The sequence below is a fragment of the Flavobacterium ovatum genome (assembly GCF_040703125.1).
Taxonomy (GTDB): domain Bacteria; phylum Bacteroidota; class Bacteroidia; order Flavobacteriales; family Flavobacteriaceae; genus Flavobacterium; species Flavobacterium ovatum.
In genome coordinates this window covers 2,057,150-2,072,318 of sequence record NZ_CP160035.1, presented here as the reverse complement: position 1 = coordinate 2,072,318, position 15,169 = coordinate 2,057,150, and the positions used below count along the sequence as shown (strand labels likewise).

Annotated in this window: 15 protein-coding genes; 9 read left to right on the top strand and 6 right to left on the bottom strand. The window is 34.4% G+C overall.

The window, feature by feature from the left end; translation table 11 throughout:
- Window positions 1–38 precede the first annotated feature (38 nt).
- On the bottom strand, window positions 39–704 hold the full coding sequence (gene pgmB, locus ABZP37_RS08850) for a beta-phosphoglucomutase (protein WP_366187508.1): 666 nt from the start codon (window positions 702–704) through the stop codon (window positions 39–41).
- 499 nt (window positions 705–1,203) lie between these two features.
- On the opposite strand from pgmB, the gene ABZP37_RS08845 reads away from it, so the two are divergent.
- Together ABZP37_RS08845 and ABZP37_RS08840 are read left to right on the top strand one after the other, a co-directional pair.
- Entirely contained in the window at window positions 1,204–1,434 is a 231-nt protein-coding gene (locus tag ABZP37_RS08845; RefSeq protein WP_366187374.1) for a hypothetical protein, read from the top strand.
- Between the two features lie 498 nt (window positions 1,435–1,932).
- Entirely contained in the window at window positions 1,933–2,535 is a 603-nt protein-coding gene (locus ABZP37_RS08840) for a YkgJ family cysteine cluster protein (RefSeq protein ID WP_366187372.1), read from the top strand.
- 59 nt (window positions 2,536–2,594) lie between these two features.
- Here the strand turns inward: ABZP37_RS08840 and ABZP37_RS08835 are convergent, their stop codons facing one another.
- Window positions 2,595–3,761 carry an alginate lyase family protein gene (locus ABZP37_RS08835; protein WP_366187371.1) on the bottom strand — a complete coding sequence of 389 codons (1,167 nt, stop codon included), beginning with the start codon at window positions 3,759–3,761 and terminating at the stop codon, window positions 2,595–2,597.
- Between the two features lie 597 nt (window positions 3,762–4,358).
- On the opposite strand from ABZP37_RS08835, the gene ABZP37_RS08830 reads away from it, so the two are divergent.
- The gene (locus ABZP37_RS08830) at window positions 4,359–4,604 is read left to right on the top strand and encodes a hypothetical protein (protein ID WP_366187370.1); all 246 of its coding nucleotides are present in this window, start codon (window positions 4,359–4,361) and stop codon (window positions 4,602–4,604) included.
- A gap of 3 nt (window positions 4,605–4,607) precedes the next feature.
- Window positions 4,608–4,898: a type II toxin-antitoxin system RelE/ParE family toxin gene (locus ABZP37_RS08825; RefSeq protein ID WP_366187368.1), complete on the top strand. Its 291-nt coding sequence runs from the start codon at window positions 4,608–4,610 to the stop codon at window positions 4,896–4,898.
- A 1-nt stretch (window position 4,899) separates the two neighbouring features.
- Here the strand turns inward: ABZP37_RS08825 and ABZP37_RS08820 are convergent, their stop codons facing one another.
- The 3 genes from ABZP37_RS08820 to rpmH form a co-directional block, all read right to left on the bottom strand.
- Complete coding sequence (locus ABZP37_RS08820) at window positions 4,900–5,346, bottom strand: GNAT family N-acetyltransferase (RefSeq protein WP_366187367.1); 447 nt, start codon at window positions 5,344–5,346, stop codon at window positions 4,900–4,902.
- A 424-nt stretch (window positions 5,347–5,770) separates the two neighbouring features.
- Entirely contained in the window at window positions 5,771–8,623 is a 2,853-nt protein-coding gene (gene carB / locus ABZP37_RS08815) for a carbamoyl-phosphate synthase large subunit (protein ID WP_366187366.1), read from the bottom strand.
- Between the two features lie 143 nt (window positions 8,624–8,766).
- Window positions 8,767–8,928, bottom strand: a complete 162-nt coding sequence (rpmH, locus tag ABZP37_RS08810; protein ID WP_026706823.1) for a 50S ribosomal protein L34 — start codon at window positions 8,926–8,928, stop codon at window positions 8,767–8,769.
- Window positions 8,929–9,231: 303 nt separating this feature from the next.
- Here rpmH and ABZP37_RS08805 point away from each other — a divergent pair, with 303 nt between their 5' ends.
- From ABZP37_RS08805 to ABZP37_RS08785, 5 genes are all read left to right on the top strand, one after another.
- The gene (locus ABZP37_RS08805; RefSeq protein ID WP_366187364.1) at window positions 9,232–9,747 is read left to right on the top strand and encodes a DUF2892 domain-containing protein; all 516 of its coding nucleotides are present in this window, start codon (window positions 9,232–9,234) and stop codon (window positions 9,745–9,747) included.
- A 463-nt stretch (window positions 9,748–10,210) separates the two neighbouring features.
- Window positions 10,211–10,615, top strand: coding sequence for a hypothetical protein (locus ABZP37_RS08800; RefSeq protein ID WP_366187363.1), 405 nt, complete (start codon window positions 10,211–10,213; stop codon window positions 10,613–10,615).
- Window positions 10,616–10,836: 221 nt separating this feature from the next.
- Window positions 10,837–11,883, top strand: a complete 1,047-nt coding sequence (locus ABZP37_RS08795) for an RES family NAD+ phosphorylase (RefSeq protein WP_366187361.1) — start codon at window positions 10,837–10,839, stop codon at window positions 11,881–11,883.
- Window positions 11,884–12,155: 272 nt separating this feature from the next.
- Window positions 12,156–12,797 (top strand): hypothetical protein, encoded by a 642-nt coding sequence (locus tag ABZP37_RS08790; protein ID WP_366187359.1) that lies wholly within the window; start codon window positions 12,156–12,158, stop codon window positions 12,795–12,797.
- A gap of 499 nt (window positions 12,798–13,296) precedes the next feature.
- On the top strand, window positions 13,297–13,578 hold the full coding sequence (locus tag ABZP37_RS08785) for a hypothetical protein (RefSeq protein ID WP_366187357.1): 282 nt from the start codon (window positions 13,297–13,299) through the stop codon (window positions 13,576–13,578).
- A 474-nt stretch (window positions 13,579–14,052) separates the two neighbouring features.
- On the opposite strand, the gene ABZP37_RS08780 is transcribed toward ABZP37_RS08785, so the two are convergent.
- The gene (locus ABZP37_RS08780; protein WP_366187356.1) at window positions 14,053–15,129 is read right to left on the bottom strand and encodes an ice-binding family protein; all 1,077 of its coding nucleotides are present in this window, start codon (window positions 15,127–15,129) and stop codon (window positions 14,053–14,055) included.
- Window positions 15,130–15,169 lie beyond the last annotated feature (40 nt).

Here is a 15,169-nt window from a genome sequence, read left to right as displayed (position 1 = left end):
TGCTTTTTATTAGTTTAAAATTTTAGCTAAGGTTCAATCTAATTAATTCGTTTGTTTATAATCGTATCAATAAAATGAGTGTCGATATGTGTAAAATCTTGAAAAACGTACTTCGCTTCATGCAAAGTAGTTTCGTCTCCAATACCAATACTCAACATTTTCGCAATATTGGCTGCTTGAACTCCAGCAATGGAGTCTTCAAACACAATAGATTGTTCTGGTGTACATCCCAATTTTTGAGATGCAATCAAGAAAACTTCAGGATCAGGTTTCGCATTGCTCACATCGTTTCCGTCTACAATAGCATCAAAATAGGACATAATGCCTGTTTTCTCTAGGATGGGTCTTGCATTTTTGCTGGCAGAACCTAAAGCGATGGGTTGTTGTTTCTCTTTTAAATATTTCAAAACGGGAAAAACGCCTGGTAGAATTTCGCTTTCATCCATGTCAACCAAATAGGTTAAATATTCCTCGTTTTTTTGAATCAGCCATTTGTCTTTATCTTCCTGAGAAGCCTGTACATTGCCTAATTCAAGGATAATATCCAAAGAACGCACTCTACTAACCCCTTTTAATAATTCATTATGTTCATGAGTAAAATCTATCTGTAAATGATCGGCTATTTTTTTCCACGCCAGATAATGGTATTTGGCTGTATCTACAATAACTCCGTCTAAATCGAATATAAATGCTTTTTTGGCTATCATCTTGTTTTACTCCTTTTGTTTAAAATAATGAGGTCTTGGTAAATATAAAAATTATTTTTACAATTTGGATTTGAAACAAAAAAATTAAACATAAAATAAAGACTCTGGCACTAAATGATTCGATAAATTAAATATCCACATTTAAACAGCTATAAATTAAATATAATAAAACCCACTTTAAAATATAAATATCACTAAAAGTAGGTATTGTAATAGTAATCATAAAAGATTACGTTTGGCACCAATTACACCAACCAAATACAAAATAAAAAAATTAAATTGTGCCTTATTAGTAGCCATGACGGTTATTTTTTTTTCTTCCTGTCTTCTAGTGACAAAGATCCAGATGTTATTTTTACATCAGTAACAGCAAATAAAAAAGATGTTTATATCGAAGAACCAATTGTTGTTTCCCTTGAAGGAAATGGTTACACAGAAACAAATTTGACTACTACTAATTCTAAAGTTACAATCAAAAGAGTAACGAATACAGCCTTTGAGGTTTCTAGTAGTGAAGCTACTCTATGTAAAATTATATGCTGAATTAAAAAATGGATCTCATACTCAATTTAAATATGTAGACGTTAATTTTTATCAACACGGAATTTTAAATTTCAAAACTGTTGAGGGGATTACCGTAAATGTAGACAATTCAGATAAAATAGTAAAGCTTCTAGGAGAACCAGAAGCAAAAATTGAATTAACAGGAACTTCACCTCTTTTATAAAGTTGGGAATATCCTTTAAAAGGCATCAGTTTTATTGTTGTAAAGAGTACTAAGTTAGTAACTTACGCAAGAGTCTTTGCTGCAAATTTCTCCTCTACATTAAGTAACGGTACAAAATCATATTATACTAAATATCCATATGCAATAGGAAATGGTTGGACAATTGACAACGTGTTATATACGATGACAAATGTTGTTAACAAGCTAGGGACCACTTATACGAAAAGAAGCAGTACCACCTCAACAATGAGGGACTATAAATTTACAGTTGATAATCAAAAGTATATTTTTACTTTTTCGCAAATAACGAAGATGATTTCGCTGGCAAAACTATTCTCTCTGTTGCCATCGACTAAATCAAAAAGCCCCGAAAATCAAAAAAAAATCGGGGCTTTTAATTTTACTTATTAAGTTACGATAATTATTTAGTCATAATTAAAGCGATTTTAAAGCAATACCACATTGTAAATAACTTACTTTGCACAAAATGGAATAGGTATGGAAAGTAAAGTGAAATTAGTAGAACAATTGTTTGCTCGTCTTGAAAGTGAAATCACTACTTTCAAATCGGAAACTAAGATACAGTGTTCCAGTGGTTGCGGTAAATGCTGTACTACTCCAAATATAGACGCTTCTCCCTTGGAGTTTTTACCTTGGGCACTTCATTTATTTATAGAAGGCAAAGCAGAATCCACCCTAGAAGCTATTAGTACCAAAACGGATAGTTCCTGTTTTTTGTACCAACCAAATTCTATATCTGACAACATTAATGGTACTTGTAGTGACTATCACTATCGTGGATTAATTTGCCGACTTTTTGGCTATGCAGGTACGAAAGATAAAAATGGAAAATCAAGTATCGTCACTTGCTCTTTAATAAAAGAAAACCAACAAGAAAACTACAACAATGCTTTAGAAGCAATAAATAAAGGACTCTATATTCCTCTTTTTACAGATTATTATATGCAATTGTTTCAAATTGACAACAGACTTGCTGTTATAAAAGTCCCTATAAATCAAGCCTTCAAAATTGCTATCGAAGAAGTATTGCATTATTATGCCTATAGACCTTTCCTAGGAGATCTAAAAACTCCAGCGTAAATTACAAACTAAATAAAAAGACAAAGCCCTGAACATCAATTCAGGGCTTTGTCTTTTTACTAGTATAAAATAGATTCGGTATTCTTTTTACCAGACTTTAATTTTTCATGGTAGTATTTTGCATACCTTGGTTTTGATAGCATTTGATCTACACGATACAACTGCCAACATAGTTTTTCTTGAACCCCATCCCAATCTTTTATTTGCTGGTACGGAAATGCCGTTGCAGGTTTATTGATATACTGATTTAAAAACTCAATTGCCTTAAAAATACTCCTTCCATCTTCGGATTTTGCGTCTAATAAATCAATGTTCAAGACTTTCCCAATTTGGCGCATGTCCAAAAAGTGAGTCAAATTGAAGGTCGAATACCCCAAAGCTGTTGTTCTAGCTAATTCTAAAGGTTGTGAACCATCGGGCTGAATTTGGCTAAACAACCTTTTTTGTGGAAAGTCATTTACTATTATTTTAGCTAAATCCATATTCCCTACAAACAATCCATAACGAGCCAACTGTACATCAAAAGCGGTTCCGTGGTTGTTTTTAGCATCTTGCTCTTCTTTTGCAACTGAAGATGTTAGTAACCAATTCACATAAGTTGTAAACCATTCTTTTATAGCATTTTGGTCAGTAGCAGTAAAAGACTTCGATTTTTTAAGCAACTCGACTCCATCCAGCATTTCTACAAAAGTATACGTATCTAGAACGCCTTCTCCTCTACCTAATCCATTTCTGATACCAGGTATGGTTTGACCATAATTCATATTGGGATTCATTTTGGTTTTTTCATTGACAAACCAAATTTTTAAATTTTCTACTGCTTTTTTCGCGTACTTTTCGTCTGCTGTCAGGTAATATGCCAATGAAAGTGTTTCTACACCTTTTCCGAAATCACCTAAAGGGTAACGATCTAACTTTTCGATTTCAGGATTGGAAACCCCATCTTTTCGGATGTATGGTAATCCATCTGCTTTTGCTGGATCTGGCCACCAATAACGTCCCATACTCATGTAGTCATGCTTGTCACCGCTGGATGGAGTCATTTCCTTATCTACTACCGTTATAATGGTTTTGGATAACATTTTATCGGCATCACGAATGATGGAGCGTACTTCTTCGCTGTTTGATGCTTTGGCTTTATCCAGACTTTTCATGTTCCAAATACAAACCTGTGCTTGGGTGCTGCCTAACGTAAATAACGTTAGAGCAATAATTATTTTTTTCATAAACTTAATTCTATTTGGTTATTAATAGTTTGTTAGCTTACAACTGGTAAACCAATTGTGGTTTTCAAAAATAGCTCTTATTTACTTTAGGAAAAAATGATTTACATCATTTACTAAAAATGTTGATTAACTTAATTAATATTTGGAGAGTATTTTTAGATGATTAAGCTAGTAGTCAAAAACTACATGATGGTATTTTATGCGAATCAAGGGTTGAAATGTTTCATAGGTTTTAGGTTTTCTACCGTCACTTCGAGTGTTTTGTTATAGTAATGCGATAGCTATACTATAACAAAATATATCGAGAAGCTACAATCAATGCCGTTCTCGATACATTTTATTAAAAAAGCTATCGCGTCCGCCGAGGCGGACATTCGAACTGACGAATGGTTAACTTAATATGTCCCTCAACACTTGATTCAAGTATTTTTTAAAAAAAGGTTTGTATCTTTGTATTAAACAATATTGAAGAGCTATTATTACTCCTCATAATCATAGTATTACAGCTGAAATCTAAATAGAACTTTTATAGGAAACTATTTTTTACCATCAACAAAATGACTTAATTTAGGAAAGCAAATCATAAACTAAACTATTATGGATACACAACAATTACAAAAAGATAAACTAAATATCATTAACTGGATAAGCCAGTTAGAAGATATTTCTCTTGTTGAAAAATTAAAAGCTATAATGAGTTCTTCAGAAACTTGTTTACTTTCTGATTTACAAAAAAAAGCAATTGACGAGGCTTTGGAGTCTATAAAAACAGAAGGAACAACCCCACATAATACAGTAATGGAAGAAACAAAAAAACGTTTCCCACATCTTTACAACCGATAAGTTATGACAACTATTTATTGGTCTGAACCTGCTAAAATTGATTATTGGAACAATATTGAATACCTAGAAAAAGAATGGACTACTAAAGAAGTTTATCGTTTTATCGATAAAGTAGACGAACTAATAGATTTGCTTTCCAAAAACAATACTACTTTCAAACCTACCTTACATAAAAATACTTTTCAAGTTCCAGTATTAAAACAAATAACACTATACTACCGCCTTCACAGCAACAAAATTGAACTTTTACGATTTTGGAATAACTACCAAGATATAGGCAAGCTTTCGTTATAAACTACTCCCTCTTCATGTCGATATGCGGAATATCATCTTCCAAATACATTTCGCTTGATTGCACAAAACCGTGTGACTCGTAGAATTTTTTGAGGTACAATTGTGCACCAATTGTTATTTTGCTTTCGCCAAAATGCTGCTGAATTCCAGCAATCGATTCCCGCATTAAATCATGTCCCCATTTTTTATCTCGATATTGGACTCCAACCACTACACGACCAATTGATGCATTATCGAATGATATTCCGGGTTTGAATAGTCTTGAACAAGCTACTATTTTACCATCGAATGTACCGATTAAATGCAGTCCTAGTTTGTCTTTGCCGTCAATGTCTAAATAGACACAGTTTTGCTCTACTACAAATACTTCAGAACGTAGTTGGAGCATATCATAGAGTTCGTTTACTGTTAATGCTTCAAAGGATTTTATTTGCCAAACTATGTTCATGCTGTTTTTACTTTTTGTATTATTAAGAATGTCAAAAATACCTTTTTTCAGTTTAAGGTTCAAATCATTTTTGCCACAGGTTTTGAGAAATAGCTGGTGAGGTTTAACCGCAAAGGTTGATTTTACCCTTTCTATAAAAACGCTAGGAACGCAAAGCTTTGCGAACTTTGCGTACTACTTTGCGTCCTTTGCAGTTAAAAACATTTTACTATATCTCCAAAAAAAGAAACAATCTACCTCCCTTAGCCCCGATTGAAGTGGAAATCCTTGTGGGGGCTTGGCTTTTGCCCCCACAAGATTGAAACGGAAAGCGGGAACTATGTCTCCAAAAAAAGCCAAATCATTCGCTCCTAATCTTTCAAATAAGAGCAAAAAAATAGGCTGTCCTTGTGAGACAGCCTATTTTGGTATTTATGATTTGAGATTATTTACTCAAGTACATTTTTCTTCTAGAGTACAATTCATAGAATTGGTCGTCTTTTAAGTCATCGATAAACAAGATGCTTTCTCCTGTTGATTTCATCTCTGGCCCTAGTGCTTTGTTCACATTCGGGAATTTGCTGAAAGAGAAAACCGGTTGCTTGATTGCGAATCCTTTTAATTGCGGGTTGAAAGTAAAATCGGTTACTTTATTGTGCCCTAACATTACTTTGGTAGCGTAGTTCACATAAGGCTCGCCGTATGCTTTGGCAATAAACGGCACCGTACGAGACGCTCTTGGATTGGCTTCGATGATGTAAACCGTTTCATCTTTTATTGCAAACTGAATGTTGATTAAACCAACAGTTTTCAGTCCCAAAGCAATTTTCTTAGTATGATCTTTAATTTGTTGCATTACAAACTCACCTAAGTTAAAAGGAGGCAAAGTTGCGTTACTGTCTCCAGAGTGCACTCCACAAGGCTCGATATGCTCCATGATTCCGATGATGTACACGTTTTCACCGTCGCAAATTGCATCTGCTTCTGCTTCAATCGCACCATCAAGGTAGTGGTCTAACAGTAATTTATTTCCAGGAATTGTCTTAAGCAAGTTTACTACGTGCTCTTCCAATTCTTGTTTGTTGATTACAATTTTCATTCCTTGACCACCTAATACGTAAGAAGGACGAATCAATAATGGAAAGTCTAAAGTATCTGCCAAAGCCGAAGCTTCGTCAGCAGTTTCTGCGATTCCAAACTGTGGGAACGGAATTTCTAACTCGGTCAACAAGTCAGAGAAACGTCCTCTATCTTCTGCTAAATCTAGTGCATCAAAACTAGTTCCGATGATTTTTATTCCGTATTTAGATAACTTTTCAGCTAATTTAAGAGCCGTTTGACCACCTAACTGCACGATTACACCTTCTGGTTTTTCGTGTTGGATGATGTCGTAGATATGCTCCCAAAATACTGGTTCAAAGTATAATTTATCCGCTGTATCAAAATCGGTAGAAACCGTTTCTGGGTTACAGTTGATCATGATTGTTTCGTATCCACATTCTTTGGCAGCCAAAACTCCGTGTACACAAGAGTAATCAAATTCAATTCCTTGTCCAATTCTGTTTGGTCCAGAACCTAAAACTACGACTTTCTTTTTCTCTGTTACAATGCTTTCGTTGTCTACATAACGTTTTCCGTCAGCAGTTTCGATTTCTGCCTCAAAAGTAGAATAGTAATATGGTGTTTTAGCTTCAAACTCAGCCGCACAAGTATCTACCAATTTGAACACACGGTTGATGTTTTTGTCCATACGCAAAGTGTGTACTTCGCTTTCCAAACATTTTATCATGTGTGCAATCTGCCTGTCAGCAAAACCTTTTTGTTTCGCTTCTAACAACAATTCTCTTGGTAAAGTTGCAACTGTATATTTAGAAATTTCTTTTTCAAGTGTGTAAAGTTCCTCGTATTGTTTCAAGAACCACATATCAATTTTTGTGATTTCGTGAATACGGCTCAACGGAATTCCCATTGCAATCGCATCGTAAATCACAAATACACGGTCCCAACTTGCATTGGTTAATTTCTCAATTACTTGCTCGTAGTTGGTGTATCCTTTTCCGTCAGCTCCCAAACCGTTACGTTTGATCTCTAAGGATTGCGTTGCTTTGTGCAATGCTTCTTGGAACGAACGTCCAATTCCCATTACCTCTCCTACCGATTTCATTTGAATTCCTAAAGTTCTGTCTGAACCTTCGAATTTATCAAAGTTCCAACGTGGAATTTTTACAATCACATAATCCAAAGTCGGTTCGAACAAAGCCGAAGTCGATTTTGTAATTTGGTTTTGCAATTCGTCTAGGTTGTATCCTAAAGCCAATTTGGTAGCGATTTTTGCAATCGGGTAACCAGTAGCTTTAGATGCCAATGCAGAAGAACGAGATACACGAGGATTGATTTCAATCGCAACGATATCTTCTTTTTCGTCTGGTGACACAGCGAACTGTACGTTACAACCTCCAGCAAAATTACCAATACTACGCATCATTAAGATCGCGTAATCACGTAATTTTTGGAAAGTAGTATCAGACAATGTCATCGCAGGCGCCACTGTAATCGAATCTCCAGTATGGATTCCCATTGGGTCCATGTTTTCGATCGAACAGATAATTACTACGTTGTCATTTTTATCTCTTAATAACTCCAATTCGTATTCTTTCCATCCCATCAAGGCTTTGTCAATCAAGACTTCGTGAATTGGAGAAGCCTCCAAACCTTGAGTCAATAATTTATCAAAATCTTCTGCTTTGTACACTACAGCTCCACCTGTTCCTCCTAAAGTAAAGGAAGGACGAATTACTAATGGAAAACCATATTCTTGAGCAATTTCTTTTCCTCTTAGGTACGAAGTACAAATTTCTGCAGGTGCAGTAGGAACTCCAATTTTTTGAAGCAATTGTTTGAACTGCTCTCTATCTTCGGTAATATTTATGGCGTTCACATCAACACCAATCATTTTTACTCCAAAATCTTTCCAAATCCCTTTTTCATCTGCTTCCAAACATAAGTTCAAAGCTGTTTGTCCTCCCATTGTAGGCAAAACAGAATCAATTTGAGGATGTTCCTTAAGGATTTCAATAATTGATTTGGTAGTTAAAGGCTTCAAATAAATATGATCCGCCATAGATGGATCGGTCATAATAGTTGCAGGGTTAGAGTTAATCAAGATAACTTCTATTCCTTCCTCACGAATGGATCTTGCAGATTGAGATCCTGCGTAATCAAATTCACAAGCTTGACCAATAACAATTGGACCTGAACCTATTATTAAAACGGATTTAATTGATGTGTCTTTCGGCATTTTTATATAATTAAAAGGTGTGTTTTATAAATATTTCTCGGCTAAAATCTTAAAAACAAATACGTTCAATAAGTTTTACCCGACTAGGTATAAAAAAAGGCGATACTAAAAAAAGTAACGCCTTATGTATGTTAATTAAAACATTATTTTTTGTGTCTTGGGTCACAAGAAACAGTCAATTTATGTCTTCCTTTAGCTCTTCTTCTAGCAAGAACTTTTCTTCCATTCGCAGAAGCCATTCTGTCCATAAATCCGTGCTTATTTCTTCTTTTTCTTTTCGATGGTTGAAACGTTCTTTTGCTCATTGCTTTGTATCTTTAAATCTTATTTATATGTCTTAGTGTTCTTTTGAAACCGAGTGCAAATATACAAAGTCTTTTTTTTCTACCAAGCCCTTTTTTAAAAATATTTCAATAAAGTTACAACTAGACTGTTTTAGGGTTTAAAACTAAGCCGTTTACCCTCTTTTTCAAGCCTATTTTTCATCAAAACTAACCTAACAAAGTACCAAACTTCCTCATAATCAACACCTATAGAGATTTGTCTTTTGTTTAACGTCTATACTATTGATTTTACTATCTTTGTGAACTTAAAAATAATCACAACTTATGTTTCACAAAAATATTAAACTAATCATCGCTGGATTAATCCTAATTACTAGCGTTTGGCAATTTACAGAGAACAATATTGGTAACGGAATCTTCTTAATTCTACTTACTATCTTCCCTATTTTCTTTTATTTCAAAAACGAATTCATCTTATTGGCTTTCTTAAAATTAAGAAAACAAGATTTCCCAGGGGCTACCAAATGGCTTTCTTTTATCAAAAACCCAGAAGGAGCTTTGGTTCAAAAACAACAAGGGTACTTTAATTACCTACACGGAATCATGCTTTCGCAAACCAACTTAGCACAAGCAGAGAAATATTTCAAAAAAGCAATCGAACTAGGTTTATCTATGGACATGGACTTGGCGGTAGCAAAACTAAACCTTGCTGGTGTTGCCATGACTAGAAGACGCAAACTAGAAGCTACCAACCTATTGACCGAAGCCAAAAAACTTGACAAACAAGGCATGCTAAAAGATCAAATCAAAATGATGAAAGATCAAATGAAAAAAATGTAAGCACCACTCCTTATATATACCAAACCACTTAGCGCAATCTAAGTGGTTTTTTTATGAGGCTTTGGTAGAAGAATATGTCACAACAAGAATTGCATAAATTTTAGGATTTGTGATATTTGGGCGTGCCACCACTAAGCAAAGGGGCTAACTTAACTGTGGCTACACAAAACCCCTTTGCTCAGTGCTGTCAGGCTTTCGGCGCTACTTCGGTAGCTTGCCTCTATCCTTCACGCGAACTCTGCTAGTTTGATGATTTTTCTTCAAATTACTATTATTGGAATAATTTGTAAGAATAATTTAATATATTAGCTTAATAAATACTGATTGACGTTTATCAGACATATACACCCATATTAAGGGAGATATGTCGGACGACATCAAACATATATTCAAGTTAGTGGCAAGCAATAGACTACACTTATGAAAACAAATAAGATTCATGAATGAATAAAATGATTTGATAATGAAAAAATACTTTTATACTATAATAATTACATTTCTTATTAGCACTTGCTTTACTGGCTGTTCAGTTTATTCAACAGCAACAACAAATAAATGGTTAGAATACGAATTACCACCTTCGAAGATAATAGAAAATGGCACTGTTTTTTATGAAGGAAAATTGTCAGATGGTTCATTGTTCTCAGTATTTTATGATAATGACATTAACAATGATGGAGATTATTATAATGCTATTTTACGCCAAGATTTCGGATGGCAAAGAATAGATAGTAAATCATGGAAAGGAAGTGACTTTGCTCGTAACAACAAAGCAGGTCATATATATATTAACCCCTATAGACAGGTAGCAATTTATTATTATCCAGATGGGAAATATCATAATGCTTTTAAAGTAAGTATTAATTAAAAACGCCTGCCACTAACAAAGTACATAGCTCATAGCTATTCTATTGTTTAAACGAAGTTTAGGTTTACTGGGAAAGTCGCCAAATTTTTAAATTTCACGACTTTCAATAGAAAAGATAAATAGTAAAATTTAAAAATATGACTTGTGTTTAATCCGAAAACAATCGGTAATTTACACGCTACGAGCCACATACAAGACCGTTGTATGTCATTTGACAAAAAATGAGAAATAAAGAAAAACTTTGTTCAGAATGTTTCACAGACCAAGGACTTAAACTCTTGGCGGAACGAATTGGAATAGAAAATTCCGAGAACTGTCTTAATTGTTCAAATTCAAATGGAATTAAACTAGACATTGAACAAATAGAGACTTTGGCTTATAGATTTTTTGTTGTTGGTAGTATTTTCAAACCAGATTATGGAGCTTCTCCGCTAATTCAATTTAACAAACATCAAAAAACAAGTGTTAAGCTTTCTGACTCATTACAAAAGGACATTAAACTCTTTGAAAAAGAATTAGGTATTGGCTTTTTTCATTATGGTCCTAGACTTTGGATGATTGGAGAAATTGAACCTTTAAAAGAACTACAAAATAAGAAAACAAGAAAATCAATATTTGATAGAATAGTTAATGAATTTCCAACAGTTTTACTAAAAGAAAACGAATTGTTTTATAGAATTCGAACAAATCCTAAAAAACCAACTAATGAAACTGAATACGATAGTTCACCATATCCAGGAAATGGAAGATTAGACAGTGAAAATCATCCTGTTTTATACGGTTCTCAAGATTTAGAAGTTTGCATCCACGAATGTCGTGTAACAGTTGAGGACGAAATATATGTTGCAACTCTTAAGACAAATAAGACTTTAAAACTTTTAGATTTAACAGAGTTAATCGATGAAGATTGTACTGAATTTGAAAGTCTAGATTTATCTATTCAAATGCTGTTTTTAGCTTCAAAGCATTCCTATGAAATCACAAAAGATTTAAGCTTATTTATAAAGGAGAAAGGGTTTGATGGAATTATATATCCCTCCTTTTTTAGTTTGGTAAGAACAGGAAAAATTCCATTCCCTACGGTTTATGGAATTTCAACAAGAAAAATTCCTCAATATAAAGAATTTGAAAAATCAAGTACAATTCGAAATTTAGCTTTATTTGGAAATCCTGTAAAAGACAAAAAGATTAAAGTAAAGAATATTAATAAACTTGGGCTTAATAGAATAATTTATGATTATCAATTTGGTCCTGCTGAAATAAATTAAAAATCCCGCTCCACAAAGTGTAGCTACAGTGCGAATACCTCTGACTTCGCACCCACAATAATGAGCAAATAATTAGTACAGTCCCAAAAGGCTGTACTTTTTTTGTGCTTTTTTTGACAGAAAATTGATATATTGCAATAGCAAATAAGACTGGGTACGAAGTCGGGAGACTGCAAACAGCGGGGAATTAATGCGGAACTATAATCTTTTGTAAAATTTCATTTCCTTACTATTTCTTCAATAAGGATTGAACATAATTAACTGAACATAAAATGGATATATATTATAGAGTAGAATATCGCTTCTGGCGACGAAAAATTGGGAATAAAGTTGACAATTGGATAAATGGTATTGATAATTCAGATGCTTATGTAGATACACATAAAGAGTTTCGTCATGCATCACCAATTGAAGCCCGTAAAGCAGCTTTCGATCATTATCAAAGTATTATTGAAGTCCTATACGAAGGTTTAAGTAAAAAATATACAAATGATTATCAGGCTCGATTAGATTTACAATATTTCTTGGATTCCGAAAATTCTGTTGAGTTAGGAAATGAGACTAAATTTAAAATATCCGATGATTTCTTAAATGCAATAGAAGTCTATATGATTGTAGAAAAACCAATCAAAGACAAAAAGAGTAAAGCAAATGGTACGCACTGCATTCATGGCATTCGATATGTGGATTATAGTGACAGACTTGATAGCGATTTAATAGAAAATCTGAAAAATTTATTTTTAGAGTGTCAGTATTACGAAGAATATAACTATCCTACTGGAAAAGAAAAAGTATTAAAGCATTTTGACCCCATTGGTGGTACTGCTGAATTTTATTTGCAGACTCCTTTTGACTGGGACAACTTAATGACAGAGTTTGAAGGACAAGAACTGATGAAAAATGGCAGTTTATAGCATTGGGGTTTAAGTGGTTATTCGAGTATTCCGCCACGCATTGAGTTCGGTGTATCTAGATCCTCGTCGCAATTACGTTGTAGATGTTTCTTTTTGTTGCTGCACTTAGTAGCTTCTATAACTTATATAGTGAAAATACTTTGTGGATCTAGCAAACGTGATTGCTTCCTTCGTCGCAATGACTTTGGCGAGTTTGTTTGCGCAATTAGACTTATATGCTCTTCTATTTCTTATATGGTTTAAAAACTTTGTAAATCTATGTGTTTCGGCGCACCCAATTGCGGAAGCTATTATGCAATCATCAGCGGAGTACTTATACTTCAAGATATCTCTGCCCTCTATCAAAACCCACATTATAAAAACGGTTCTCGATACTCCCGACGCTTCGGGATTGTTCCGTTTCACTGTACAAAAAACACTCGAACTGCCGTTTTTAATAATTGCACCCAACGGTTAAATTATTACTTTTGGGCTTTCAACCAATAAGTCAAATCAAAATATGCTCGACAAGGAATTCATCAAATCTCAAATAAAAAAGAACATTAAGCTTTTTAACCCATTAGAATTTTGTAATAATGGCGGTTGGGCAAATTTTGACGAACTGGAGATTACAATATTAAGTGACATAGAAAACTCAAAAGGCAATCAAGTAAAAGTGTCCATACGATACAACTGTGACTTTCCAGCATCATGCTCCTGTTTTGAAGGAAACTCAAAACCAGATTCATTAGACAAAGAACTATTTATTGGCAATGATGGAACGTTTGATGTCTTAAATTAAAATACACAACGGTTATTGTTACTACATTGCAGTATGAGACTGTTTTAGACTATTAATCTACACCAAACAACCTGACCCCGTACAATCAAAATTCATAGCCAAAAATATCTTTACAAAATCAAAGAATGGAATAATAAGACATGATGTGCCAAACGTGATTGCCACGCTTCGCTCGCAATGATCTGTGTAGATGGTTTTTGTGTACCATTACTTATATGAGCTTCAATTTCTTATATGGTTAAAAAAACCTTTGCGAATCTCTGTGTTTCCTTTGAGCAGCTTTGCGTAATGAAGCTCGAGATTCTTTCAGAATGACAAACTTTGTAGAAAAACTTTGCGAATCTCTGTGTTTCCTTTGAGCAGCTTTGCGCAACTAGCCTTCTAGTTTTAAATAAGATAAATCGAAATAGCACTACATACAAAAAGAGGCATTCCATAGGAACACCTCTTTTCAATAGTATTATGTATTCTAATTTATTGCGGTTGTACTACTGTGTTTCCATCAAGAATTACAGCAGTCTGTGCCAATGCCCTTCCGTTAAAAGATGCTCCTGTTTGAAAAGTCACCCCTGTCTTAGACAAGATAATACCTTCAACATGAGAAGTTGTTCCAAAAGTTGCTTTACCAGCAACTTGCCAGAAAATATTTGAAGCTTTAGCTCCACCTTGCAAAATTATTCTTGTTGCAGCACTCATGGATAGATCACCTGAAATTTGGAAAATCCATACATCATCTGCAGATCCTGAAATGGTTACATTAGTGGGTACCGTTACCGTGCTAGTCCATTTATAAAGACCTGGAGTTAATGTTTTTCCACCAATGCTCCCTGCTCCCAATTCAACAAAATCAGGAGATGGACGTCCAGCTGCATCATTGTATGCTGTAATCATATTCTCAACCGCTGTGGTAAGATTTGTTGAAGTTGGAGAAACCATGTCGGCAGCAAATACTTTTCCAGTAACTTGTGCAGCCTTTGCATAACCCGTAAAATCCGTTAAAGATAATCCTGTTATAAACGATGTCGCTGCAGGACTTAATGCTAGATCACCTGTAATTACAGACGTTGGTACGTTAGTAATTGCCGTTTTTGCAAGAACCACATAATTCCCTGCTGAACCAAGACCAACAGCTGCTAATCCAGCCGTCGCATTAGCTGTTGTAGTAAACTCCCATTGCTTGTTTAGACTAAGTGCTACTCCATTTGCACTTTTTACTCCCGTACTTAGTGCAGCTGTGTACACTGTATTAGCCGCAAGTACCGTTAATGGAACAAACTTTGCAGTAGTTCCTGAATAGGAAACGGATCCCAATACTGGAGTTCCAGCTTGCTTTAATGTAAACGTTGTAGTATTAATAGAGGATACATCCATTTCGCTACTAAATTTTACCGAAACAACTTTATTTCTAGCAACGTTTGTATCACTGCTTGATGGACTCGTTAAAGCCACAGTCGGAACGGAATCCGACTGGGTGGTGTCGTCATTTGAACAGCCTGTAAATAAAACAACCATTGCAATCGCTAAGGTTGATAATAGGTTTTTATTTTTCATGTATATATGTATTAGTGAAGTTTAAAATTATCACATGACA

Coding starts and splice junctions, on each gene's coding strand:
- rpmH (WP_026706823.1), bottom strand. CDS start 8,928: ATGAGCAAAAGAACGTTTCAACCATCGAAAAGAAAAAGAAGAAATAAG.
- ABZP37_RS08820 (WP_366187367.1), bottom strand. CDS start 5,346: ATGAACATAGTTTGGCAAATAAAATCCTTTGAAGCATTAACAGTAAAC.
- ABZP37_RS08830 (WP_366187370.1), top strand. CDS start 4,359: ATGGATACACAACAATTACAAAAAGATAAACTAAATATCATTAACTGG.
- ABZP37_RS08835 (WP_366187371.1), bottom strand. CDS start 3,761: ATGAAAAAAATAATTATTGCTCTAACGTTATTTACGTTAGGCAGCACC.
- ABZP37_RS08825 (WP_366187368.1), top strand. CDS start 4,608: ATGACAACTATTTATTGGTCTGAACCTGCTAAAATTGATTATTGGAAC.
- carB (WP_366187366.1), bottom strand. CDS start 8,623: ATGCCGAAAGACACATCAATTAAATCCGTTTTAATAATAGGTTCAGGT.
- ABZP37_RS08790 (WP_366187359.1), top strand. CDS start 12,156: ATGGATATATATTATAGAGTAGAATATCGCTTCTGGCGACGAAAAATT.
- ABZP37_RS08785 (WP_366187357.1), top strand. CDS start 13,297: ATGCTCGACAAGGAATTCATCAAATCTCAAATAAAAAAGAACATTAAG.
- ABZP37_RS08800 (WP_366187363.1), top strand. CDS start 10,211: ATGAAAAAATACTTTTATACTATAATAATTACATTTCTTATTAGCACT.
- ABZP37_RS08780 (WP_366187356.1), bottom strand. CDS start 15,129: ATGAAAAATAAAAACCTATTATCAACCTTAGCGATTGCAATGGTTGTT.
- ABZP37_RS08795 (WP_366187361.1), top strand. CDS start 10,837: ATGAGAAATAAAGAAAAACTTTGTTCAGAATGTTTCACAGACCAAGGA.
- ABZP37_RS08805 (WP_366187364.1), top strand. CDS start 9,232: ATGTTTCACAAAAATATTAAACTAATCATCGCTGGATTAATCCTAATT.
- ABZP37_RS08840 (WP_366187372.1), top strand. CDS start 1,933: ATGGAAAGTAAAGTGAAATTAGTAGAACAATTGTTTGCTCGTCTTGAA.